The organism is Streptomyces malaysiensis subsp. samsunensis (assembly GCF_024519315.1).
Taxonomy (GTDB): Bacteria; Actinomycetota; Actinomycetes; order Streptomycetales; family Streptomycetaceae; genus Streptomyces; species Streptomyces malaysiensis.
Genome location: NZ_JANIIC010000022.1, coordinates 1 through 23,611, shown reverse-complemented (window position 1 = coordinate 23,611; position 23,611 = coordinate 1). Strand labels below are relative to the sequence as shown.

The 23,611-nt window shown below is 72.2% G+C and carries 15 protein-coding genes; 11 read left to right on the top strand and 4 right to left on the bottom strand.

From position 1 onward, the window contains the following. Position 1: 1 nt before the first annotated feature. The 3 genes from gatA (at position 2) to gatB (ending at position 3,533) form a co-directional block, all read left to right on the top strand. Positions 2-1,495, top strand: coding sequence for an Asp-tRNA(Asn)/Glu-tRNA(Gln) amidotransferase subunit GatA (gene gatA, locus NQU54_RS19695; RefSeq protein WP_257632188.1), 1,494 nt, complete (start codon positions 2-4; stop codon positions 1,493-1,495). Positions 1,496-1,773: 278 nt separating this feature from the next. After that, positions 1,774-2,013, top strand: coding sequence for a hypothetical protein (locus NQU54_RS19690; protein WP_069866573.1), 240 nt, complete (start codon positions 1,774-1,776; stop codon positions 2,011-2,013). 14 nt (positions 2,014-2,027) lie between these two features. Continuing rightward, the gene (gene gatB / locus NQU54_RS19685; RefSeq protein WP_257632187.1) at positions 2,028-3,533 is read left to right on the top strand and encodes an Asp-tRNA(Asn)/Glu-tRNA(Gln) amidotransferase subunit GatB; all 1,506 of its coding nucleotides are present in this window, start codon (positions 2,028-2,030) and stop codon (positions 3,531-3,533) included. A 668-nt stretch (positions 3,534-4,201) separates the two neighbouring features. Here the strand turns inward: gatB and NQU54_RS19680 are convergent. Next, complete coding sequence (locus NQU54_RS19680) at positions 4,202-5,692, bottom strand: M81 family metallopeptidase (RefSeq protein WP_257632186.1); 1,491 nt, start codon at positions 5,690-5,692, stop codon at positions 4,202-4,204. Between the two features lie 128 nt (positions 5,693-5,820). On the opposite strand from NQU54_RS19680, the gene NQU54_RS19675 reads away from it, so the two are divergent. From NQU54_RS19675 to NQU54_RS19665, 3 genes are all read left to right on the top strand, one after another. Continuing rightward, positions 5,821-8,157, top strand: a complete 2,337-nt coding sequence (locus tag NQU54_RS19675) for an MMPL family transporter (protein ID WP_257632185.1) — start codon at positions 5,821-5,823, stop codon at positions 8,155-8,157. Positions 8,158-8,316: 159 nt separating this feature from the next. Then, complete coding sequence (locus NQU54_RS19670) at positions 8,317-8,508, top strand: hypothetical protein (protein WP_257632184.1); 192 nt, start codon at positions 8,317-8,319, stop codon at positions 8,506-8,508. A 166-nt stretch (positions 8,509-8,674) separates the two neighbouring features. Beyond that, positions 8,675-11,812, top strand: a complete 3,138-nt coding sequence (locus NQU54_RS19665) for a helix-turn-helix transcriptional regulator (protein ID WP_257632183.1) — start codon at positions 8,675-8,677, stop codon at positions 11,810-11,812. Positions 11,813-12,535: 723 nt separating this feature from the next. Here NQU54_RS19665 and NQU54_RS19660 read toward each other — a convergent pair. The 3 genes from NQU54_RS19660 to NQU54_RS19650 all read right to left on the bottom strand — a co-directional run bounded on the left by NQU54_RS19660 (position 12,536) and on the right by NQU54_RS19650 (position 15,302). Then, positions 12,536-12,712 carry a DUF6191 domain-containing protein gene (locus NQU54_RS19660; protein ID WP_167459942.1) on the bottom strand — a complete coding sequence of 59 codons (177 nt, stop codon included), beginning with the start codon at positions 12,710-12,712 and terminating at the stop codon, positions 12,536-12,538. Positions 12,713-12,826: 114 nt separating this feature from the next. After that, positions 12,827-14,020, bottom strand: a complete 1,194-nt coding sequence (locus NQU54_RS19655; protein WP_257632182.1) for a PQQ-dependent sugar dehydrogenase — start codon at positions 14,018-14,020, stop codon at positions 12,827-12,829. Positions 14,021-14,303: 283 nt separating this feature from the next. Further along, entirely contained in the window at positions 14,304-15,302 is a 999-nt protein-coding gene (locus NQU54_RS19650; RefSeq protein ID WP_257632181.1) for an aldo/keto reductase, read from the bottom strand. Between the two features lie 76 nt (positions 15,303-15,378). Between NQU54_RS19650 and NQU54_RS19645 the strand changes: the two genes are divergently transcribed. The 5 genes from NQU54_RS19645 (at position 15,379) to ilvC (ending at position 23,402) form a co-directional block, all read left to right on the top strand. Beyond that, a complete protein-coding gene (locus tag NQU54_RS19645; protein ID WP_257632180.1) occupies positions 15,379-16,377 on the top strand; it encodes a 2-hydroxyacid dehydrogenase in 999 nt (332 codons plus the stop codon). A gap of 346 nt (positions 16,378-16,723) precedes the next feature. After that, positions 16,724-19,639 carry a putative bifunctional diguanylate cyclase/phosphodiesterase gene (locus NQU54_RS19640; protein WP_167503461.1) on the top strand — a complete coding sequence of 972 codons (2,916 nt, stop codon included), beginning with the start codon at positions 16,724-16,726 and terminating at the stop codon, positions 19,637-19,639. A 224-nt stretch (positions 19,640-19,863) separates the two neighbouring features. Then, the gene (locus NQU54_RS19635; RefSeq protein ID WP_257632179.1) at positions 19,864-21,714 is read left to right on the top strand and encodes an acetolactate synthase large subunit; all 1,851 of its coding nucleotides are present in this window, start codon (positions 19,864-19,866) and stop codon (positions 21,712-21,714) included. A 33-nt stretch (positions 21,715-21,747) separates the two neighbouring features. Beyond that, positions 21,748-22,272 carry an acetolactate synthase small subunit gene (ilvN, locus tag NQU54_RS19630; RefSeq protein ID WP_059144138.1) on the top strand — a complete coding sequence of 175 codons (525 nt, stop codon included), beginning with the start codon at positions 21,748-21,750 and terminating at the stop codon, positions 22,270-22,272. Positions 22,273-22,403: 131 nt separating this feature from the next. Then, complete coding sequence (gene ilvC, locus NQU54_RS19625) at positions 22,404-23,402, top strand: ketol-acid reductoisomerase (RefSeq protein WP_257632178.1); 999 nt, start codon at positions 22,404-22,406, stop codon at positions 23,400-23,402. Positions 23,403-23,611: the final 209 nt, after the last annotated feature.

Below are 23,611 nucleotides of genomic sequence, written 5' to 3'. Positions count from 1 at the left end.
CGTGACCGACCTGACCAGGCTCACCGCGGCCGAGATCGCCGCCAGGATCGCCTCCGGCGAGGTCACCGCCGTCGAGGTGACCGAGGCGCACCTGGCCCGTATCGAGGCCGTCGACGAGAAGGTGCACGCCTTCCTGCACGTGGACCGCGAAGGGGCGCTCGCCCAGGCGCGCGCCGTCGACGAGAAGCGGGAGCGCGGTGCGGAGCTCGGCCCGCTGGCCGGGGTTCCGCTCGCGCTCAAGGACATTTTCACCACCGAGGGGATCCCGACCACGGTCGGTTCCAAGATCCTCGAAGGGTGGATCCCGCCGTACGACGCGACGGTCACCAAGCGACTGCGGGACGCGGACGTGATCGTCCTCGGCAAGACCAACATGGACGAGTTCGCCATGGGGTCCTCCACCGAGAACAGCGCCTTCGGCCCCACCGGCAACCCCTGGGACCTCACCCGGGTGCCCGGCGGCTCCGGCGGCGGCTCCTCCGCCTCGCTGGCCTCCTTCCAGGCCCCGCTCGCCATCGGCACCGACACCGGCGGCTCGATCCGCCAGCCGGCCGCCGTCACCGGCACGGTCGGCGTCAAGCCGACGTACGGCGGGGTCTCCCGCTACGGCATGGTGGCGTTCTCGTCCTCGCTCGACCAGGGCGGACCCTGCGCCCGCACCGTGCTGGACGCGGCGCTGCTGCACGCGGTCATCGCCGGGCACGACCCGATGGACTCCACCTCCATCGACGAGCCGGTCCCGGACGTCGTCGAGGCCGCCCGCAACGGCAGTGTGCGGGGCATGCGGATCGGCGTCGTCAAGGAGTTCGCGGGCGAGGGCTACCAGGCCGGTGTCATGCAGCGCTTCAACGAGACGGTGGAGCTGCTGCGGGAGCTGGGCGCGGAGATCGAGGAGATCTCCTGTCCCTCCTTCGACAAGGCGCTGGCCGCGTACTACCTGATCGCACCGTCCGAGTGCTCGTCCAACCTGGCCCGCTTCGACGCCATGCGCTACGGCCTGCGGGTGGGCGACGACGGCACCAAGTCCGCGGAGGAGGTCACCGCGCTCACCCGCGCGGAGGGCTTCGGCGCGGAGGTCAAGCGCCGGATCATGCTCGGCACGTACGCGCTCAGCTCCGGCTACTACGACGCGTACTACGGCTCCGCGCAGAAGGTCCGTACGCTGATCAAGCGCGACTTCGAGAACGCGTTCGGGCGGGTCGATGTGCTGATCTCGCCGACCACCCCGACCACCGCCTTCCCGATCGGCGAGCGCGCCGACGACCCGATGGCGATGTATCTGGCCGACCTCTGCACGATTCCCACCAACCTCGCGGGGAACGCGGCCATGTCACTGCCCTGCGGTCTGGCGCCGGAGGACGGTCTGCCGGTCGGCTTGCAGATCATCGCCCCCGCCATGGCCGACGACCGGCTCTACAAGGTCGGTGCCGCGGTCGAGGCCGCGCTCACCGAGAAGTGGGGCCATCCGCTGCTCGAGGAGGCACCGTCACTGTGAGCGTCGCACGCGCGGCCGCCGGGCCGCGGATGATGTTGGAAGCCGCACCTCTGCGCCGCGCGGGCGGAGAAGCGAACGGAGAGACGCCCCTGTGAGCGACGCGCGAGCGGCCGCCGGGCCGCGGATGACGTTGGAAGCCGCACCTCTGCGCCGCGCGGGCGGAGAAGCGAACGGAGAGACGCCCCTGTGAGCGACGCGCGAGCGGCCGCCGGGCCGCGGATGATGTTGGAAGCCGCACCTCTGCGCCGCGCGGGCGGAGAAGCGAACGGAGAGACGCCATGAGTGCGATCAAGAAGGCCAAGGGCTTCAAGAAGTCCAAGCCCGGCACCTACCTGTCCATCGCGACCTCGCTGTTCGGCGCGGTCAGCGTGGCCAAGCAGGTCAAGAAGGCCCGATTCGAGAACGACAGGCTCCAGCTGGCCGACGCGGTGGTCTCGGCCGCCGCCATCGTCACCGGCGTCGCCCTGCTCATCCGTGAGCTCAAGCGCATGGGCGACGACGACGTCCTCGCGGACTGAGAGGTTAGTTTTCCGTGACCGTCACTGAACTGGTGTCGTACGAGGACGCCCTGGCCGCCTACGACCCCGTGATGGGGCTCGAGGTGCACGTCGAGCTCGGCACCAAGACCAAGATGTTCTGCGGTTGCTCCACGGCGCTGGGCGCCGAGCCCAACACGCAGACCTGCCCCACCTGCCTCGGCCTGCCCGGCTCGCTCCCGGTGGTCAACGCGACCGGCGTCGAGTCCGCCATCAAGATCGGGCTCGCGCTCAACTGCGAGATCGCCGAATGGTGCCGCTTCGCCCGGAAGAACTACTTCTATCCGGACATGCCGAAGAACTTCCAGACCTCGCAGTACGACGAGCCGATCGCCTTCAACGGCTATCTGGACGTCGATGTCGACGGTGAGGTCTTCCGCGTCGAGATCGAGCGCGCCCATATGGAGGAGGACACCGGCAAGTCCACCCATGTGGGTGGTGCGACCGGCCGTATCCACGGCGCCCAGCACTCCCTCCTCGACTACAACCGGGCCGGTATCCCGCTGATCGAGATCGTCACCAAGCCGATCGTCGGCGCCGGCGCGAAGGCCCCGGAGGTCGCCAAGGCGTATGTGACCGAGCTGCGCGAGCTCATCAAGTCGCTCGGGGTCTCCGACGCGCGCATGGAGATGGGCCAGATGCGCTGCGATGTGAACCTGTCGCTGCGCCCGCAGGGCGCCGACAAGTTCGGCACCCGCTCCGAGACCAAGAACGTCAACTCGCTGCGGTCGGTCGAGCGCGCGGTCCGCTTCGAGATCCAGCGCCATGCCGCGGTGCTGGGCGACGGCGGCACGATCATCCAGGAGACCCGTCACTTCCACGAGGAGGACGGCTCCACGACCTCCGGCCGGGTCAAGGAGGAGGCCGAGGACTACCGCTACTTCCCCGAGCCCGACCTGGTGCCGGTCGCCCCCGCGCGTACGTGGGTGGAGGAGCTGCGCGGCGGGCTCCCGGAGCTGCCGCGGGTGCGTCGCAACCGGCTGCGCGAGGAGTGGGGGCTGTCCCGGCACGAGATGCAGTCGGTGCTCAACGCGGGCGCGATCGAGCTGATCACCGCCACCATCGACGAGGGCGCCCCGGCCGACCAGGCCCGTAAGTGGTGGATGGGCGAGCTGGCCCGCCGCGCCAACGAGGACGGTGTGGAGCTCACCGCGCTGCCGATCACCCCGGCCCAGGTCGCCCGGGTGTGCGCGCTGGTCAAGGAGGGTTCGCTCAACGACAAGCTGGCCCGCCAGACCATCGAGGGCGTCCTCGCGGGCGAGGGCGGCCCGGACGAGGTCGTCGCCGCACGCGGGCTGAAGGTCGTCTCGGACGAGGGTGCGCTGGGCACCGCCGTGGACGAGGCGATCGCGGCCAACGCGGCCATCGCCGACAAGATCCGCGGCGGCAAGGTCGCGGCGGCGGGCGCGCTGGTCGGCGCGGTCATGAAGGCCACGCGCGGCCAGGCGGACGCGGCCCGGGTGCGTGAGCTGATCCTGGAGAAGCTGGGCGTCGAGGGCTGACCGGCCGGACGTTCGTCCGTTGCGGTTCCTGACGGCTCTTGCCTGACGGCTCTTGCCTGACGGCTCTTGCCTGACGGCTCTTGCCTGACGGCTCTTGCCTGACGGCGGCGGGGTGCGCGAGCGCGCGCCCCGCCGCCGTCGCATGCGCCCCTTCCGCGCTGTCCGGCGGGCCATGCGGCGCAGCCGCATATCGATGCTTTCCCCTTCCCCGCCCCTTCCCGCAGCGCCGATCTGCGGCTCCGCCGCGTGGCAGGGGCTTTGCCCCCGGACCCCGGGGGCCGACGAGAAGGCCGTCGCCGCGCTCAGCTCACCGGCCGGGGCGCCGACCGCGCCGCCTGGGACGCGGCGGTCGGCGGGTGGGTCGGGGCCAGGGGTGGTGGTCGTGTTGCGGCTGGCGGGTGGGTCGGGGGCCAGGGGCGGTGGTCGAGCGGCGGCTGGCCGGTGAGCCGGGGGCCAGAGCGTGCGGGGGGCGCCGTTCGGGGCGGGCGGTGAGGGCGTGAACGCCTGCACCGGCGGGCTGTTTGCGGTGGGCGCGGCGGCGCGGCGGCGCGGCGGGGCCGGGCGGAACGCCCCGGGCCATCCCGCCGGGGTCTGGGGCGGAGCCCCAGTTTCGGGAAGGGGCGGGGAGGGGGCAGCCCGCCGCAGGCGCCACGATCCACCGGGCATCCCTAGAGCAGCAGCGGCTCCAGATGCGGGACCTCGAACCCCTCGTCGTCGAAGGGGTACAGCGGCCGTGCGATGCGCCGGTGGCCCAGGCGCGTCAGGTCCTGGTCGACCCCGCCGGGGGTGAGCGCGAGCCGCCAGTCCGCCGCCAGGTCGTACAGCTCGGGCTCCAGATAGCCGATCTTGACGACGACGAGGTCATAGCCGCACGGGTCCAGCTCGCCGAAGTCGGCCCGGGTGTGGAACGGTTTGCGGCGGCTGACCAGGATCACCGTGACGCCCCCGCGCCGCACCGCCGCGAGATCCCCGCCGACCGGGTCGTCCCGGCGCAGGGCGACCACCTCGCCGGTCAGGTCGTACGGCTCGGCGTGGTCCGCCGTCCCCCGGCTGATCCCGCCGCCCACGGACAGCCGGACCGTCGCGCCCGGCCCGGCGGCGAAGCACTCCGCGACCGCCGCCGGATCGGTGATCCCGGGGTGCAGGGCGGTGGCGCGGCCGGCGGCCAGATCCTCGTTGGCCAGCAGCCGCCCGAGCATATAGGCGAGGTCCCCGGCGCCTCCGGCCGTGGGATTGTCGCCGGAGTCGCTGATCAGGAAGGGGCGGGCACAGGAGGCGACCGCCTCGGCGATGCACTCGTCGGCGCCGCCGGTGGGGCCGACGAAGGCGAAGTCGTGGCGCACCTCCCAGTACTCGCGGGCCAGGGAGCGGGTCTGCTCGACCGCGAGCACGGGGTCGTCGCCGGTCACCACCACGGCCGCCCGGCAGCGCGGCTCGTCGGCCCAGGCGTAGCCCACCCACATCGCCGCGTCCACGACGCCGTCCATCGCCTCCACGGCGGCCAGCCGCCCGTACAGCGACTTGGCGGGCTCCAGACGGGTGCTGGTGCGCTCACCGGGCAGCAGCACCGGGATCTGCACCCAGGCCAGATGCGGACGGCCCCGGCCGGAGGCCAGCCGCTCCACCAGCTTGCGGGCGGCGCGCTCGCGGGTCTCCCAGGCGTCCTCGTGCGGGGCGAGACGGTGGGCGGTGATCAGATCGAGGCGGCCGGCGAAGCGGCGGGAGACATTGCCGTGCGGGTCCATGGCGGCGGAGATCAGCGCGTCGGGGCCGATCGCCTCCCGGACGGCCTCGGTGAGATCGCCCTCGGCGTCCTCCAGACCCACCACGCTCATCGCGCCGTGGATGTCGTACACCAGCCCGTCGAGCGGACCGGCCCGCCGCAGCCGCTCGATCAGCTCGTCCTTGATCCGGTCGTAGGTGGCGCGCTCGACCGGGCCGCCGGGGAGCGAGACGGCGTGCAGGAGGGGGACCCACTCGGCCCGCCCGGTCAGCTCGCCGTCCGGCCGGGTCCAGACGTAGCGGTCCAGCAGCTCGGCGCCGCGGGTGACGCGGAAGTCGTCGTAGGCGGCGCGGTGCGGGCTGAAGGTGCTGGACTCGATGTGCATACCGCCGATGCCGATACGCGGGCGGCGGGCTCGGGACGCGGCTGGGGTCATGGTCTCCCAATTCCCGCTCATTCATGTGGTGAAGCCCACAAAGGGGGCAAAGGATCTTTTCTGCCTGACAGAGTGCTTTGGTCACAAGCACATCACGCCGCCCCCGGCGCCCGACCCCGAAAGCAGCCATGGCCGCACTCGCCCGCTGGTGTCTCAGGCGCCGCGCCATCGTCATCGTGCTGTGGCTGGCCGCCTTCGCCGGGGTCGCCGCGGCGGCTGCCGTGACCGGCTCGGCGTACTCGAACAACTACGACATCCCCGGCACCGACTCCTCCAAGGTCACCGCCCTGATGGAGCAGCGGCTGCCGGACCGGGCGGGGGACAGCGACACCATCGTCTGGCACACCGCGGACGGCGCGGGCACCGTGCGCGGACCGGGGGTCGAGCGGCGGATGACGGAGGCTCTGCGGCAGGTCGCGGACCTGCCCGGGGTCGCCTCCGTGACCGGCCCGTACGGCGCCGACGACACCAGCCGGATCAGCGCCGACCAGCACACCGCCTACGCCACCGTGGTCTTCCGCGAACCCGCCGCCGATCTGGGCGGGGCGGAGGTGCGCCAGGTGCTCGACACGGTGCGCTCCGCCGCCTCCGGGGCCCGGGGCCTGGAGGTCGAGATGGGCGGTGAGGGCGCCTCGCTCACCGAGCGGACCGGACCCGCCCATCTGAGCGAGGCCATCGGGGTCGCGGTGGCCGCCGTGGTCCTCTTCCTCGCCTTCGGCTCGCTCGCGGCCACGCTGCTGCCGATCGCCACCGCGCTCATCGGCGTCGGCACCGCGTACGCGGCCATCGGGCTGCTCGGCCACGCCATGACGATCGCCGATTTCGCACCCATGCTCGGCATGCTGATCGGCCTCGGCGTGGGGATCGACTACGCGCTGTTCATCGTCACCCGGCACCGCAAGGGGCTGCGGCAGGGGCTGTCGGTCGAACGGGCCGCACAGCGCGCGGTGGCCACCTCGGGGCGCGCGGTGGTGTTCGCGGGCGCCACCGTGTGTCTCGCGCTCCTCGGCATGCTGGTCCTGCGGCTGTCCTTCCTCAACGGGGTGGCGGTCGCGGCGGCGCTCACCGTCGCCCTTACGGTCGCCGCGTCGCTCACCCTGCTGCCCGCGCTGCTGGGTCTGATCGGCATGCGGGCCCTGAACAGGCGGGAGCGCAGACGGCTGGCCGAGCGGGGGCCGGAAGCCATGGCGGCCCAAGGGCTGTGCGCCCGCTGGGCGGTTCTCGTCGAGCGCCGCCCCAAGCTGCTGGGGGCGGCCGCGGCAGTTCTCATCGCGGTGCTCGCGCTCCCCACCTTCTCGCTGCACCTGGGCACCTCGGACCAGGGCAACGGCCCCTCGACCTCGACCACGAGACGGGCGTACGACCTGCTGGCCGACGGGTTCGGGCCAGGTTTCAACGGGCCGTTGACGCTTATGGGCAGCATCGACGGTGCCGACGACCGTATGGCCTTCACCAGGCTGCCCGAGACCCTGCGCACCATCGACGGGGTGGCCTCGGTGAGCGCCGCGGACCTGGGCGGAGGCGGTGACACCGGCGTCATCACGGTCGTCCCCGAGACCGCACCGCAGTCGCGGGCCACCTCCGAACTCGTCGGACGGCTGCGCGCCCAGGTGCTGCCCCGGGCCGAGGAGGGCAGCTCGCTGCGGGTCTATGTGGGCGGGCTGACCGCGGGCTACGACGACTTCGCCGCGGTGATCGTGAGCAAGCTGCCGCTGTTCGTCGGGGTGGTGGTGGCGCTGGGCTGTGTACTGCTGCTGCTCGCGTTCCGCAGCATCGGCATCCCGATCAAGGCGGCGGTCATGAATGTGGCCGCCGTCGCGTCGTCCTTCGGCGTGGTGGTCGCGATCTTCCAATGGGGCTGGGGGAGCGACCTGCTGGGGCTGGGCAGGGCGGGCCCGATCGAGCCCTTCCTGCCGGTGATTATGGTGTCGGTGCTCTTCGGACTCTCCATGGACTACCAGGTCTTCCTGGTCAGCCGGATGTACGAGGAGTGGCGGCGCACCCGTGACAACCGCACCGCGGTCCGGGTGGGGCTCGCCGAGACCAGCCGGGTCATCAACTCCGCGGCCGTCATCATGATCGCGGTCTTCTCGGCGTTCGTGCTCAGCGGTGACCGGATCATCGCGATGTTCGGCATCGGGCTGGCCGCGGCGGTCGCCCTGGACGCCTTCGTCCTCCGTACGCTCCTGGTGCCCGCGTTGATGCATCTGCTCGGGGGCGCCAACTGGTGGCTGCCGGGCTGGCTGGAGCGGCTGCTGCCGAGGATCAGCATCGAGGGGGAGGGCGACGGCACGGGCGGCGGCGGGGTCGGCGCGAAGGACGGCGCCAAGGAAGGCGCGGAGGACGGTGCGGAGGGTGATGGCGACGGTTCGCCCTCCGGACCGGCGTCGGTGCCTGTGGCGCTGCCGGGGCAGGCCGTGAACGGGTCGGAACGGGCCGGTACGGCACGGTCACCGGTGTCCTAAGGACCCTCCTCGGGCCTCCTCAGGCTTTCTCGGCCATGCGGGCTGGGCGCCTAAGGCCCTGGGCCGGGTGAAGATCGGGCAGCCTCCCGATGCGCCGGGCCCTTCTGGGCGACGAGAGTGGACGCATTCCATGAAACGCTCGTCACCAGGGAGAACGCCATGCTGCACCATGAGTTGCACCGCATCCGCGAGGCCGAACTGCTGCGGGAGGCCGCCGCTCAACGGCTGGTCCGGGAGGCGCCGCGGTCGCGCGGCGGCGGGTCGGCCGAGCATGAGGGCGGAGGGCGGGTGAGGCCGGTACGGCGGTGGCGCGGCCATCGCTCATCACGGTCGTACCGCACGGCGGCCTGACCGGGGCCGGGCCGTGCCGCTCGTCATGGGGGCCGGGGCGGGAGCCGGGACCGGGGCCGACGCGGTGAGGGCCGGGACCGGGGCCGGGACGGGAGCCGGGACCCGGGCCGGGGCCGACGCGGCGGGGGCCGGAAAAGCTGGTGCCGCGGTGTCAGGGCCCTGTGCGATGCTCGACGACGTGCACACCACGTCTGTCAGCCCGGTGTTCATCGGCCGTGCCCAGGAGTTGGCCACGCTCGAGGACGCGCTCGCCCGCGCCACCGCGGGCGAGCCGCAGGTGCTGCTGGTGGGCGGGGAGGCCGGGGTCGGCAAGACCCGGCTGATCGACGAGTTCCTGGCCTCGGCCGTGGCCGCGGGAGCCGTCGCGGCGGTCGGCGGCTGTGTGGAAATCGGCGCCGACGGGCTGCCGTTCGCGCCCGTGTCCACCGTGCTGCGCTCACTGCGCCGCAAGCTGGGCGGCGAGCTGGACGGGGCCGCCGCCGGGCAGGAGGGCGAGCTGGCCCGGCTGCTGCCCGAGCTGGGCGAGACCGCCCGCGCCTCCCACGACGAGGAGGGGAGGGCCCGGCTGTTCGAACTCACCGTCCGGCTGCTGGAGCGGCTGGCCGCCGAGCGCACCCTCGTCGTCGCCATCGAGGATCTGCACTGGGCCGACCGCTCCACCCGCGAACTCCTCGGCTATCTCTTCCGCTCACTGCTCAGCGCCCGGCTGCTGGTCGTGGCCACCTACCGCTCCGACGACATCCACCGCCGCCATCCGCTGCGCCCCTTCCTCGCCGAGGTGGACCGGATGCGCGAGGTGCGGCGCATCGAGCTGTCCCGCTTCACCCGGGTCGAGGTGCACGCCCAGCTCACCGGAATCAACGGAGCCGAGCCGGAGCGCGACCTGCTCGACCGGATCTTCAAGCGCAGCGACGGCAATGCCTTCTTCGTGGAGGAGATCGCCCGCTCGATCAACGAAGGGTGCCGCACCGGGCTCAGCGAATCCCTGCGCGATCTGCTGCTGGTGCGGGTCGAGGCATTGCCCGAGGAGGCCCAGCGGGTGGTGCGGATCCTCGCCGAGGGCGGCTCCTCCGGGGAGTACGAACTGCTCCGCGCGGTCGCCAGGCTGGGCGAGGACGAGCTGATCGACGCGTTGCGGGCGGCGGTCGGGGCGAACATCCTGCGTCCCACGGCCGACGACAGCGGTTACCGCTTCCGGCATTCGCTGGTGCGCGAGGCCGTGCGCGACGATCTGCTGCCCGGGGAGCGCTCCCGGCTCAACCGGCGCTTCGCCGAAGCCCTGGAGGCCGAGCCTGCGCTGGTGCGGGCCGATGAGCGGGCCGCCCGGCTGGCCAGCTACTGGTACCACGCACATGACCCCGCCAAGGCCCTGCCCGCCGTGCTCCAGGCATCCGTCGAGGCGCGGCGGCGGTACGCCCACGCGGAGCAGCTGCGGCTGCTGGAGCGGGCCCTGGAGCTGTGGGAGGACGTCCCCAAGGAGATACGGGAGGCGCAGCGGCCCATGGACTACGCCGAGGTGTACCCCGCCTGCGGCTGTGCGGACCAGGCGCTGCGCCAGCTCGATCTGCTCGCCGAGGTGGTGGTGGCCGCGCATATGTCCGGGCAGCTGGAGCGGGCGTTGGCCATCAGCAAGCGGGCGCTGCGGGCGCTGGACAGAAGCGGGCACGATCCGCTGCGCGCCGCCTGGTTCTGGACCCAGCGATGCAAGCTGATGGCGAGCCTGGCCCGCGGCGACGGCTGGGAGGAGCTGAGCCGCGCCCAGGAGCTGGTGCGCGGGCTGCCGCCGTCCCCTGTGCACGCCGAGGTCATGGCCCAGGTGGCGGGCTGGACGATGACCCACCGGCCCGGGCCCGAGGGCATGGCCGCCGCCGAACGTGCGGTGGAGCTGGCCCGTCTGGTCGGCGCGGAGAGCACCGAGCTGAACGCCCGGCTGACGCTGGCCTACTTCACCGTCGACTCGGGCGACATCGAACGTGGGCTGGCCGAGATGCGCGAGGTCTGTGGGCGGGCCGTGGCGCTCGGCGACATCAGCGTCCTGGGACGGTGCTACGTCAATCTGACCTCGGCGCTGGAAGGGGTCGGCCGGTCGGCCGAGGCGGTGGAGACCGCCGAGGAGGGCGGCCGGATCCTGGACCGCGTCGGGCTGGTGGACTCCCGGGCCTGGCTGTTCGGGAACCTGGCCGAGTCGCTGTTCTCCCTGGGCCGCTGGGACGAGGCGGAGGCAGCGGCCCTGAAGACCCTGCGGCTCGCCCTGGGCACCAAGCCGCGCGGCACCGCCGCCAACCGGCTCGCCAAGCTGGCGCTCGTGCGCGGCGACTGGGGCACGGCGGAGCGCGAGTCGGCCGCCACCCGGGAGCACTACGGCGCCCACAACACCGAACCGCAGTACACCCTCAAGGTCGCCGGGCAGGCCATCGAGCTCGCGGCGGCGCGCGGCCGGATCCTGGAGGTCCGGGCCCTGCTGGAGCAGGCCGTGGCGGCCGGATTCCCGCCCGGGATGCAGCGCTACATCTGGCCGCTGCTGTGCGCGGCCGCCGCGGCCGAGTCGGCCGCGCGCGGACTGCCCACGGCCGAGCCGGGGCGGGGCGAGGCACTGGCCCGCCTCCGGGTCGCGGTGAAGCGGGTACCGCAGCCTGTACCCGTATGGCGGGCCCACGCGGCCATGCTCCAGGCCGAACTGGAGCGTGCCGAGGGCCGGGACCGGCCCGCCCTCTGGGCCGAGGCCACGGCCGCCTTCGCCGCGCTGGACCGCCCGCACCCACTGGCCTGCGCCCGTCACCGCTGGGCGGAGGCGCTGCTGGCCCCCGGCCGGGGCGCCGCCCCGTCCCAGGCCGATCGCGAACACGCCGCCGAACTGCTCGCCCAGGCCCATGCCGTGGCCGACCGGCTGGGCGCCCGCCCGCTGCGCGAGGAGATCGAGCTGCTGGCCCGGCGCGCCCGACTGCCCCTGACCTCCGCCGCGACCCGCGCCGCGCTCGACACGTCCCCGCCCCACACCCCCGCACTGCCCCCGGCTCCGGGCGCCTCGGCCGCCGCCTCCGAGCCTGCCGAGCCCGACCATCCGGCCGATCCGGCCGAGGAGCTGGGGCTGACACCCCGGGAGCGGGATGTGCTGCGGCTGGTCGCCGCGGGCCGCAGCAATCGCCAGATCGCCGAGGAGCTCTTCATCTCGCCCAAGACGGCGAGCGTCCATGTCTCCAACATCCTGGCCAAGCTGCGCGTCTCGGGCCGCACCGAGGCCGCCGCCGTGGCCCACCGCCTCCGCCTGGTCGATGGCCTGACCGACGGCGCGCCAGCGCGCTGAGAAAGCCGCGGGGGCGGGCACAGTACGCCACGGGACCGCTCCGGTGGCGGCCGCGACACGGGCAAGGACGGCCAGCCGTCGACCCTGCCCCTGCCCGGCCCCGGAGGAGCCCCCGGAGGCCGCCTCCCCCCTGGGAGGTCCGGCCCCGGAGGACGCCCCTCGAGCCCCGGCCCCGGGGACGCTCCCCCCGGAGGCCCGGCACTGGAGGACGGGCTCCCGGTGCGCTGTCGGGGGCGCGGAGCGCGTTGACGGGAAGGACGGGCTGTTGGCGTACGCGGGACGCGTCGGCAGGACAGGGGCTGACGGGACGGACAGGCCGTTGGCGTACGCGGGACGCGTCGGCAGGGCACGCGGTGCGCTGGCGGGACGGGGGCTGACGGGACGGACGGGTCGACGGGCGTACGCGGGACGCGTCGGCGGGACGGGGGTTGACGGACGCGGGCCGACAGATGGGCGGGGCATCGGCGCCAATGCGCGGCGTGGCGTGTTGGCCGGACAGGGGTTGAGGGACGCGGGCCGACAGGATGGGCGGGGCGTTGGTGCCAATGCGCGCGGTGGTGCGTGGCGGTACGCGCGGGGCGGCGGTGGGCAACGGGGGCGCGCTCGCGGGACGGGGGCGCTGACAGAACCAGGGCAGGCACCGATGGCATCCGGGGCCGTGGCGTTCAGGCAGGACACACGCGACCGCCAGCAGGACCCGTGGCGCACCAACCCGCTGCCGGATCAGCCCTCGGCGTCCCCTTCGCGGGGGCGGATCACCACCCGGCCCGAGTCAAGGTCTATAGGGCCCTTCCCCGGGTCGCTGCTGCCGGTCTCGTCGAGCGTGATCTCCAGCCGGTTGCGCTCTTCCTCGGTGTGCTTGCGACCGGGCGCGAAGAGCTCCTCGATGAGGTTGAACATGACGACCCCCGTAGGCGTGCGACTGGTGCCAGTCTAGGCACACCCGTCACAGAACGGGCACGCCGCGACATGTCGGCCGAACTCGGCGGCATGAGCGACCCGTTCGACCTCCGCTCAGCGGACCTCCAGCCGCAGGATCCGATCGTCCTGCCGATCAGGCCGACCGCGCCCATCGGTATTGCTCGTTGCCAGCCACAGCCCTCCGTCGTCCGCGGCGGCCACGCTGCGCAGCCGTCCGTACTTCCCGTCCAGGAACGACTGGGGCTTCGCCACGGGCTTGGCGCCCTTCAGTGGAATGCGCCACAGCCGCTCACCGCGCAGCCCCGCCATCCAGATCGAGCCCTTGGCGAAGGCGATTCCGCTCGGCGAGGCGTCCTTGGGCTTCCACTGCTCGACCGGATCGGCAAAGCCCTTTTTGTCGGCCTTGCCCTCGGCCTCCGGCCAGCCGTAGTTCTTGCCCGGCTGGATCTGATTGAGCTCGTCCCAGGTGTCCTGGCCGAACTCGGAGGCCCATAGCCGCTTGTCCGCGTCCCAGGCCAGGCCCTGCACATTGCGGTGACCCCAGGAGTAGACGACCGATTGGGCGTCCGGATTGCGGGGTGCGGGCTCCCCTTCCGGGGTCATCCGCAGGATCTTGCCGCCGAAGGAGTCCATGTCCTGGGCGAGCCCGCCGTCGCCGTTCTCTCCCGTGCCCGCGTAGAGCATCTTGTCGGGGCCGAAGGCGATTCGGCCCCCGTTGTGGATCGTGCCCTTGGGGATGCCTTTGAAGAGCGTGTCCGGGGCGCCCAGCTGATCGCCCGCGGGGCGCCTGTCGTCGTACACCATCCGGGCGATGCGGTTGTCCGAATCCGTGGTGAAGTACGCATAGACCATGTGGTCCGAGCCGAAGTCGGAGGAGACCGCAAGGCCCAGCAGCCCGCCCTCACCGGAGGCGGAGACGCCCGGGACGGATCCCAGCTCGGTCTTCTTCCCCGTGTCCGCCGAGATCTTGAAGATCTTCCCGGTGTCGCGCGAGGAGACCAGCAGATCCCCGCCGGGCAGCGGTGCTAGCCCCCAGGGGGACTTCAGCTTCGTGGTGAGTGTGCGCACCACCTTCACCGAGCCCTTCGCGGGCGCCGCGGACTCCTTCGGCGAGGGCGCACCCGACGGCGAGCCCCCGCCGCCCGGCTTCGTGGGCGCGGACGACCGGCCGCCCGGTCTGATGATGCTGTCGCCGTCGGACGAGCAGCCCGCCATGAGCAACACGGCAGCGGCGGCGGCGAGAACAGAGGTGACGCGAGGACGTCGCACGGTCGGATTCCTCTCCATGGGCACGTGTGCCGCGGCACGGCACTGATTCTTATACACCGCGGCCCCGCGCCGGGTTCCCATCCCCGAACCACGCCCGGACCAGGGTCCGAACGACCCCCGACCCCCGACCCCCGACCCCCGACCCTCGGCCCCCGGCCCGCCCCCGACCCTCGGCCCCCGGCCCGCCCGAGCACCGGCCACCGTGCCAAGCCCACGAGCCGACCCCGCCCCGGTGACTCGCCCGGTGACTCGCCCGGCGACTCGCCCCGGCGACCCGCCCCGCCCGTCCGCACGCGGCCCCTCAGTCCCACGACCCCCGCGCCGGCGGCAGCTCCGCGATCTCCGCGAGGTCCTCGTGCGAGAGCGGCAGATCGGCCGCCGCGCAGTTCTCCGCCGCCCACCGCTCCCGCTTCGTCCCCGGCACCGGCACCACATGCGGCCCCTGCGCCAGCAGCCAGGCGAGGGCCACCTGCGCCGGGGTCACGCCGTCCCCGTGCCGCTGGGCGACCCGTCGCAGACCGGCCACGATCGGCTGGTTCGCGGCCATCATCTCCGCCGTGAACCGCGGATGCCGGGCCCGCGTGTCGTCCGGTTCGAAGCCCTGCCCCGGGGTCAGCGTGCCGCTCAGGAAGCCGTTGCCCAGCGGCATCGCCGCCAGGAAGCCCACCCCGCGCGAGGCGCACCACGGCACCAGCGCCTCCAGCGCGTCGGGTGACCACACCGACAGCTCCGCCTGTACACAGCTGACCGGAAAGACCTGCTGGACCCGCTCCAGCTGGCGCACCGTGGCGTCGTGCATCCGGGCACCCGTCCTCCGCTGCGCCCGCGCGCCCACCGCGCACAGCCCCAGCGCCCGCACCTTCCCGGCCGCGACCAACTCCGCCATCGCGCCCCAGGTCTCCTCTATGGGCACCTCCGGGTCGGCCCGGTGCAGCTGGTAGAGGTCGATCACATCGGTCTGGAGGCGGCGCAGCGAGGCGTCGCAGGCCCGCTTCACATAGCCGGGCCGTCCATTGGCCACGATGTGCTGCTCGCCCACCAGCAGTCCGCATTTGGTGGACACGAAGGCGTCCGCCCGCCGCTCCTTGAGCACCCGCCCCACCAGCAGTTCATTGGTGAAGGGGCCGTACATGTCGGCGGTGTCCAGCAGGCTCGCGCCCGAGTCGAGCGCGGTGTGCACGGTGCGCACCGAGTGCTCCCCACTGCGCTGCGAAGCGGTGTACGCCCAGCTCATCGGCATACATCCAAGGCCGATCGCACCTACTTCGAGCGCCGCCGCTCCGATTCTCCTGCGCTCCACCTGGCCTGACCCCTCCCCTTCCCTCGGACCCCAAACTAACCTCTGCCAACGGTCGGTGATCGCATAGCCTCCTGGCATGAGTGCAGATCACAGCGATACGTTCCGCCACCACGATTCGACTCACGGTTCATCCGAAGTGCGTGAACTGGTGTGGCTGCCCATCCCGCCCGAGGAGATCGACGGCCTCCCCGACACCCTCGAGTACGCCCACTGGGACGGCGGCCCCGACTTCCCCACCGACCCGGCGCGCTGCGCGTTCTACTGCGTCCCCTACATGAAGCCGCCGCAGGTGTGCACCCGCCCGCTGCCCGCCATGGCCAACCTGCGGGTGGTGCAGACCCTGACCGCCGGAATAGACCACATCAAGCCCGCGCTGGCGGACCTCGCCCCCGGAGTGCGGCTGTGCAACGCACGCGGGGTGCACGACGCGAGCACCGCCGAGCTCGCCCTCACCCTCATCCTGGCATCGCTGCGGGGCATTCCCGACTTCGTCCGGGGCCAGGACGCCGAGGAGTGGCGCTCCGGCTTCCGTCCCGCCCTCGCCGACAAGTCCGTACTGATCGTCGGTTACGGGGCCATTGGCAGCGCGATCGAGGATCGGCTTGTCCCCTTTGAGTGTGAGCGTGTGATGCGCGTCGCACGCTCCCCGCGCACGACCGAGCGCGGCCCGGTGCATCCGATCGCTGAACTGCCCCAATTGCTTCCGGACGCCGATGTGGTGGTGCTGGTGACCCCGCTCACCGAGGACACCCGGGGTCTGGCCGGGGCGGAGTTCCTGTCCCGGATGAAGGACGGGGCGCTGCTGGTGAATGTCGCCCGTGGTGCGGTCGTGGACACCAAGGCCCTGCTCAGCGAGGTGGAGTCGGGCCGGCTGCGGGCCGCGCTCGATGTCACCGACCCCGAACCACTGCCCACCGGGCATCCGCTGTGGCACGCTCCAGGGGTGCTCATCTCCCCGCATGTGGGCGGCCCCACGTCGGCCTTCCTCCCGCGTGCGAAGCGGCTGTTGAGGGATCAGCTGATCCGCTACGCGCGCGGCGAGTCGCTGGCACATCTCGTCGCCACGACGGGGTAGACATGCCTCTGGCACCACATACAGGCACCGATTGACTCCACTCCGTATATACAACGCCGTAGTCGGTTACGGTCCGTAGATGGCCTATGTCCCTGAGTGACCAGTCTGGTGTATCGTCCCGAGCGGGGGCTGCGCCACTGACCTGACGGCGTCAGCGACGGACCGGAACTCGAGGGGGGCGACGGGCGATGTATGGCCGATGGACCGACAACCCGACGCAGCTCAGGCGTCGACCGCGACACTTCCGCGCAGCCGCGCGGTTCTCCAACTCGACGAGGCCCGCGGGGATACCGCTTCCGGGGTCCCCGCGGCGTCAGTGGTCCGCCACGCAGTGGATGGCAGTCCAGTGAGCGCCACGGGAGCGGTGCTCGCCCGGCCGTCGGTCTCCGGCGGCGCCGGGCTGTTGCCGCAAGTGGTCCTCGCCCTGGTCTGCGGCGGTTACGCGGCCGGTGCGATCGTCGGCTGGGGGTCGTCCCGACTGGCCCTCGTCATGGGTGACTTCGGGCTGAGCGCCGCCGCGTTCGCCGCCGCGGCGTCCTGTCTGTGGCACGGCCGCGGGCACGCCGGGCGGCTGCGCCCGGCCTGGCTGCTGTTCGCCGCCTCCTCGGCCATGGCCGGGCTGGGGAACGCCGTATGGGGCTGGTACGAGGTGGTGCTCGGCCGCCCCGTGCCGACCCCCTCGGTCGCCGACTTCTGCTTCCTGCTGTTCGCCCCGCCCGCCATCGTCGGGATGCTGGTGCTCGCCAAGCGCCCCACGAGCCGGGCCCGGTGGATCTGCCTGGGGCTGGACGCCTGGCTGATCGCCGGATCGCTGGTGACCCTCTCCTGGAGCCTCGCGCTCGCCCACACCGGCCAGTTCGGCGGGAACGGCGCCTTCGTGGCCCGCGGGGCACTGGCGCTCGCCTATCCGCTGCTGGACATCGTGCTCGTCAGCATGGTGATCGTGCTCCACTTCCGGCGTTCGTCGGGCAACCGCTCCGCGATCAACACCGCGATCGCCGCCTTCGCGCTCACCGTGCTGTGCGACGCGCTGTTCACCTCGCCGCTGCTGCGTGAGCACTACCGCTCCGGGCAGATACTCGACGCCGGGTGGTTCGCCGGTTCCGCGCTGCTGGCGTACGCCCCGTGGGTCGCCCGCCGCGAGGCCGCCCAGAACCCGCCGCCGACGCGCCGCTCCACGCAGCAGCAGAGCGCCCCCATCGCGGGCTCGCTCGCCGCCCTCGCGCCCTATCTCGCCGCCGCTGTCTGCACCTTGGGGGTCCTGTTCAACGTGATGGACGGCCGGCCGATCGACGGGGTGGTGCTCCTCACCGCCTGCGCGGTCGTGCTCGCGCTCGTCGTCCGACAAGCGATCATGCTGATGGACAACATCAGGCTCACCCAGGAACTCGCCCAGAAGGAGAGCCACTTCCGCTCCCTGGTGCAGAGCTCCAGCGATGTGATCATGATCGCCGCGCCCACCGGGATCCTGCGCTATGTCAGCCCGGCCGCCTCCGGGGTCTACGGCCGCGACGCGGAGGAGCTGGAGGGCTCCGAGCTGGCCTCCCTGATCCACCCCGAGGACCTCGGCTCGGTGGTCCACGAGGTCCGCCGGTTCCTGGCCGCCCCGCCGGGCGAGGAGCCCACCACGCGCATCGAATGCCGCTTCCGCTCCGGCTCCGGCGACTGGCTCAACGTGGAGTCGACGATCAACCGCCACCACGGTGGGCTGATCTTCAACAGCCGCGATGTCACCGAGCGGGTCCGGCTCCAGGCCCAGCTCCAGCACAACGCCGAGCACGACCCGCTCACCGATCTGCCCAACCGCGCCCTGTTCACCCGGCGGGTCCGGCACGCCGTCGCCGGCCGCCGCCGTACGGACGCCGGCACCGCCGTGCTCTTCATCGACCTCGACGGCTTCAAGGCGGTCAACGACACCGTCGGCCACCACGCCGGTGACGAGCTGCTGGTCCAGGCCGCCCGCCGGCTCCAGGAGTCCGTGCGGTCCGGGTCCGGCGACTGCGCGGCCCGGCTCGGGGGCGACGAGTTCGCCGCTCTCATCGTCGGCGACGGCGTGGGGGAGGCGGGCACCCGCGAGCAGCGCATCATGGAGATCGCCGACCGGCTGCGGCTGCGGCTCTCCCAGCCCTACCGGGTCGAGGGCGGCACCGAGGTCCGCGTGGCCGCCAGCATCGGCGTCGCCTTCGCCGAGCCCGGCACCAGCCCCGGCGCCCTGATGCGCAACGCCGACCTGGCGATGTACCGCGCCAAGGCCGCGGGCAAGAACCGCGTGGAGCTGTACGCACCGCAGATGCAGGCCGAGGTGGCGCGCCGCGCCGAGGTCGCCACCAGATTGCGCGCCGCCCTGCACGACGGGGAGTTCGTGCTGCTGCACCAGCCCGTCGTCGAGCTGGCCAGCGGCCGGATCACCGCGGTCGCGGCGCAGGCCCGCTGGCGCTCGGCCCAGGGCATCCTGTTCACCCCCGCCGAGTTCCTCCGGGTCGCCGACAACGGCCGTGGCGGCGGCGAGGACACGGCCCGTACCGCCGAGCTGTCCCGCTGGATGCTGGAGGCGGCCGTCGAGCAGGCCGCCCAGCGGCGCCGGGACGGCCATCCGGTACCGGTCTGCGTCCGGCTCCCCGCGAGCCGGCTGGTGGACAAGTCGATGCCGCCCAAGGCTGTGGAGACCCTGCTGGCCCGCCATGGGCTGCCGTCCGGGGCGCTGATCCTGGAGCTCACCGACAGCGATCCACGGGTGCCGCTGGACGAGCTGGAGCACCGCCTCGGCGCGCTGCGCCGCCTGGGGGTCCGGATCGCCCTCGACGGCTTCGGCAGCGGCTATGCCGCGATCAGGGCGCTGCGCAGGCTCCCCATCGATGTGCTGAAACTGGACCCCGGACTGGTCGAGGGAGTGGTCGAGTCCTCACGGCTCCACAAGATCACCGCAGGGCTGCTGCGGATCGCCGGCGACCTGGGAATGCAGTCCATCGCGGAGGGGGTGGAATTGCCCGAGCAGATCGTCACCCTGCGCGGCATGGGATGCACCCACGCCCAGGGCCCCGCCTTCAGCGGGCCGCTCGATGAGCACCGGCTGCGCCGGGCGCTGCTGCGCGGCGGCTATCCCGTGCCGCGCCCGGAGCCCCCGCTGCTGGTCGGTGGCGCCCTGCCGATCCGGCACGGCGGTCATGTGGGGCACGGCGGCTCCCACGGGCCACGCCGTACGGAGCCGCACACCCACCCGCCGACCCGCTCAAATACTGAGACGCCCGTCCCACCCACTTGACACCCGATATGCGCCGGGGGGAGGGTCGGAGCCATGCGCACCCGAATTCTCGTACTTGGACAGCGCGTCGGCTGAGCAGGGCTCATTGAAGCCCTGCGGACCCTCACCGGCGCGCTCCCCTCGCTTGCCTTACGGCACGAGGGGTTTTTTGTTGCACCGGCACCTGGTGCACCGCCCCGCCCTCCCCACCAGCACCGAACCTCATCTTCGAGAAGAGAATGCCGATGACCGAGCAGGCCCCCGGGTCCCATCACCCCCAGCCTCGGCCCCGTAGCGGCGGACCGCAGTCCGCCCCCGTCGAGCACGTCACGGGCGCGCAGTCCCTCATCCGCTCGCTCGAGGAGGTGGGTGCCGACACCGTCTTCGGCATCCCCGGCGGCACGATCCTCCCCGCCTACGACCCGATGATGGACTCCTCGACGGTCCGGCATGTGCTCGTCCGCCATGAGCAGGGCGCGGGCCACGCCGCCACCGGCTACGCCCAGGCCACCGGCAGGGTCGGCGTCTGCATGGCGACCTCGGGCCCCGGGGCCACCAACCTGGTCACCCCCATCGGCGACGCCCATATGGACTCGGTCCCGATCGTCGCGATCACCGGCCAGGTGGCCTCCAAGGCCATCGGCACGGACGCCTTCCAGGAGGCGGACATCTGCGGCATCACCATGCCGATCACCAAGCACAACTTCCTGGTCACCAAGGCCGAGGACATCCCCCGCACGATCGCCGAGGCGTTCCACATCGCCTCCACCGGCCGCCCCGGCCCGGTGCTGGTCGACATCCCCAAGGACGTGCTCCAGGCGCGGACCACCTTCTCCTGGCCGCCGCAGATCGATCTGCCCGGCTACCGCCCGGTCACCAAGCCGCACGCCAAGCAGATCCGCGAGGCCGCCCGCCTGATCACCCAGGCCGAGCGCCCGGTGCTGTACGTCGGCGGCGGCGTGATCAAGGCCCAGGCCACCGCCGAGCTGAAGGTGCTGGCCGAGCTGACCGGCGCGCCGGTCACCACCACCCTGATGGCGCTGGGTGCCTTCCCCGACAGCCACCACCTCCACCTCGGCATGCCGGGCATGCACGGCACCGTCGCCGCCGTGACGGCCCTCCAGAAGGCCGATCTGATCGTGGCGCTCGGCGCCCGTTTCGACGACCGCGTCACCGGCAAGCTGGACTCCTTCGCCCCCTTCGCCAAGATCGTCCACGCGGATATCGACCCGGCCGAGATCGGCAAGAACCGCGCCGCCGACGTGCCCATCGTCGGGGACGCCCGCGAGGTCCTCGCGGATCTGGTCGTCGCCGTCCAGGCCGAGCACGACGCGGGCCGCGCGGGTGACTACACCGGCTGGTGGGAGGACCTGAACCGGTGGCGGGAGACCTACCCGCTCGGCTACGACCAGCCCACCGACGGCAGCCTCTCCCCGCAGCAGGTGATCCAGCGGATCGGGCAGCTGGCCCCGGAGGACACGATCTTCGCCGCGGGCGTTGGCCAGCACCAGATGTGGGCGGCCCACTTCATCGACTACGAGACCCCCGCCACCTGGCTGAACTCGGGCGGCGCCGGCACCATGGGCTACGCCGTGCCGGCCGCCATGGGCGCCAAGGCCGGTGTCGAGGGCCGTACGGTCTGGGCGATCGACGGCGACGGCTGCTTCCAGATGACCAACCAGGAGCTGGCCACCTGCGCGCTGAACAACATCCCGATCAAGGTCGCGATCATCAACAACGGCGCGCTGGGCATGGTCCGCCAGTGGCAGACCCTCTTCTACAACCAGCGCTACTCCAACACGGTCCTGCACTCGGGCCCGGACACCCCCGTCCAGCGGAACCTGGGCACCCGCGTCCCCGACTTCGTGAAGCTCTCGGAGGCCATGGGCTGTGTCGGGCTGCGCTGCGAGGACCCGGCCGACCTCGACGCCGTGATCGAGAAGGCCAACGCGATCAACGACCGCCCGGTGGTCGTGGACTTCATCGTCCATGAGGACGCCATGGTCTGGCCGATGGTCGCGGCCGGCACCTCCAACGACGAGATCCTGGCGGCGCGCGACACCCGCCCGGACTTCGGCGACGGCGAAGACGACTGAGGCCAGGACCGAGAGAGAAGAGAGACCGAGCCCATGTCCAAGCACACGCTCTCCGTCCTGGTGGAGAACACCCCCGGTATCCTGGCCCGGATCGCCGCCCTGTTCTCCCGCCGCGGCTTCAACATCGACTCGCTGGCCGTCGGCGTCACCGAGCACCCCGACATCTCCCGGATCACCATCGTGGTCAATGTCGAGGAGCTGCCGCTCGAGCAGGTCACCAAGCAGCTCAACAAGCTGGTCAATGTGTTGAAGATCGTCGAGCTGGAGGACGGCCAGGCGATCCAGCGGGAGCTCGTGCTGGTGAAGGTCCGCGCCGACAACGAGACCCGCTCCCAGATCGTCGAGATCGTCCAGCTGTTCCGCGCCAAGACCGTGGACGTCTCCCCGGAGGCCGTGACCATCGAGGCCACCGGCAGCAGTGACAAGCTGGAGGCCATGCTCAGGATGCTGGAACCGTACGGCATCAAGGAGCTGGTCCAGTCCGGCACCATCGCCATAGGGCGTGGCGCCCGCTCCATCACCGACCGGAGCCTGCGCTCGCTCGACCGGTCCGCCTGACCCCGCCCGACCAGCGTGGCCGAGGTCCGGCGCCACCCCGCGCGCCGGACCGTATGGCGAGACCCCGAAACCTTCACCCGCCCGCCCGTCATACGGTGGGAAGCACAACCCACACACGAGGAGTTCCCGAAGTGGCCGAGCTGTTCTACGACGACGACGCCGACCTGTCCATCATCCAGGGCCGTAAGGTCGCCATCCTTGGCTACGGCAGCCAGGGTCACGCCCACGCGCTGTCGCTGCGCGACTCGGGCGTCGACGTCCGGGTCGGTCTGCACGAGGGCTCCAAGTCCAAGGCCAAGGCCGAGGAGCAGGGTCTGCGCGTGGTCACCCCGGCCGAGGCGTCCGCCGAGGCCGACGTGATCATGATCCTGGTCCCGGACCCGATCCAGGCCAAGGTCTACGCGGAGTCCGTGAAGGACAACCTGAAGGACGGCGACGCGCTGTTCTTCGGGCACGGTCTCAACATCCGGTTCGACTTCATCAAGCCCCCGGCCAATGTGGACGTCTGCATGGTCGCCCCCAAGGGCCCGGGCCACCTGGTCCGCCGCCAGTACGAGGAGGGCCGCGGCGTGCCGTGCATCGTGGCCGTCGAGCAGGACGCCAGCGGCAATGCCTTCCCGCTGGCCCTGTCGTACGCCAAGGGCATCGGCGGCACCCGCGCCGGTGTCATCAAGACCACCTTCACCGAGGAGACCGAGACCGACCTCTTCGGCGAGCAGGCGGTGCTGTGCGGCGGCACCTCGGCGCTGGTCAAGGCCGGGTTCGAGACCCTGGTCGAGGCCGGCTACCAGCCCGAGATCGCGTACTTCGAGTGCCTCCACGAGCTCAAGCTGATCGTGGACCTGATGTACGAGGGCGGCCTGGAGAAGATGCGCTGGTCGATCTCCGAGACCGCCGAGTGGGGCGACTACGTCTCCGGTCCGCGGATCATCAACGACTCCACCAAGGCCGAGATGAAGAAGATCCTCGGCGAGATCCAGGACGGCACCTTCGCCAAGAACTGGATGGCGGAGTACAACGCCGGTCTGCCGAAGTACAACGAGCTGAAGAAGGCCGACGAGAACCACCTGCTGGAGACCACGGGCAAGGAGCTGCGCAAGCTCATGAGCTGGGTCGACGAGGAGGCGTAACCGCGCCTGGTGGCGCGCGGGCCGTGCCCCGGGTGCGGCGGGGGGCCGCCGTCCCCCGCCCCCCCCCCCTCCGCCCTTGTTCCCCCCCCCCCACCCCCCGCCGGGGGGCCCCCCCCCCCCGCCGTACGGGCCCCCTCACTGCCACCAACCGCCCTCAATTCGCCGCACAGGCAAGGAGAAGGAGAGCCCCATGGCCACCGCCGTCTCGC

Excerpts from the sequence above, each read along its gene's own strand:
- NQU54_RS19645 (WP_257632180.1), top strand. The coding sequence starts at position 15,379 with ATGAGTGCAGATCACAGCGATACGTTCCGCCACCACGATTCGACTCAC.
- NQU54_RS19665 (WP_257632183.1), top strand. The coding sequence starts at position 8,675 with ATGCTCGACGACGTGCACACCACGTCTGTCAGCCCGGTGTTCATCGGC.
- NQU54_RS19680 (WP_257632186.1), bottom strand. The coding sequence starts at position 5,692 with ATGACCCCAGCCGCGTCCCGAGCCCGCCGCCCGCGTATCGGCATCGGC.
- NQU54_RS19655 (WP_257632182.1), bottom strand. The coding sequence starts at position 14,020 with ATGGAGAGGAATCCGACCGTGCGACGTCCTCGCGTCACCTCTGTTCTC.
- ilvN (WP_059144138.1), top strand. The coding sequence starts at position 21,748 with ATGTCCAAGCACACGCTCTCCGTCCTGGTGGAGAACACCCCCGGTATC.
- NQU54_RS19690 (WP_069866573.1), top strand. The coding sequence starts at position 1,774 with ATGAGTGCGATCAAGAAGGCCAAGGGCTTCAAGAAGTCCAAGCCCGGC.
- NQU54_RS19635 (WP_257632179.1), top strand. The coding sequence starts at position 19,864 with ATGACCGAGCAGGCCCCCGGGTCCCATCACCCCCAGCCTCGGCCCCGT.
- NQU54_RS19675 (WP_257632185.1), top strand. The coding sequence starts at position 5,821 with ATGGCCGCACTCGCCCGCTGGTGTCTCAGGCGCCGCGCCATCGTCATC.
- NQU54_RS19670 (WP_257632184.1), top strand. The coding sequence starts at position 8,317 with ATGCTGCACCATGAGTTGCACCGCATCCGCGAGGCCGAACTGCTGCGG.
- NQU54_RS19660 (WP_167459942.1), bottom strand. The coding sequence starts at position 12,712 with ATGTTCAACCTCATCGAGGAGCTCTTCGCGCCCGGTCGCAAGCACACC.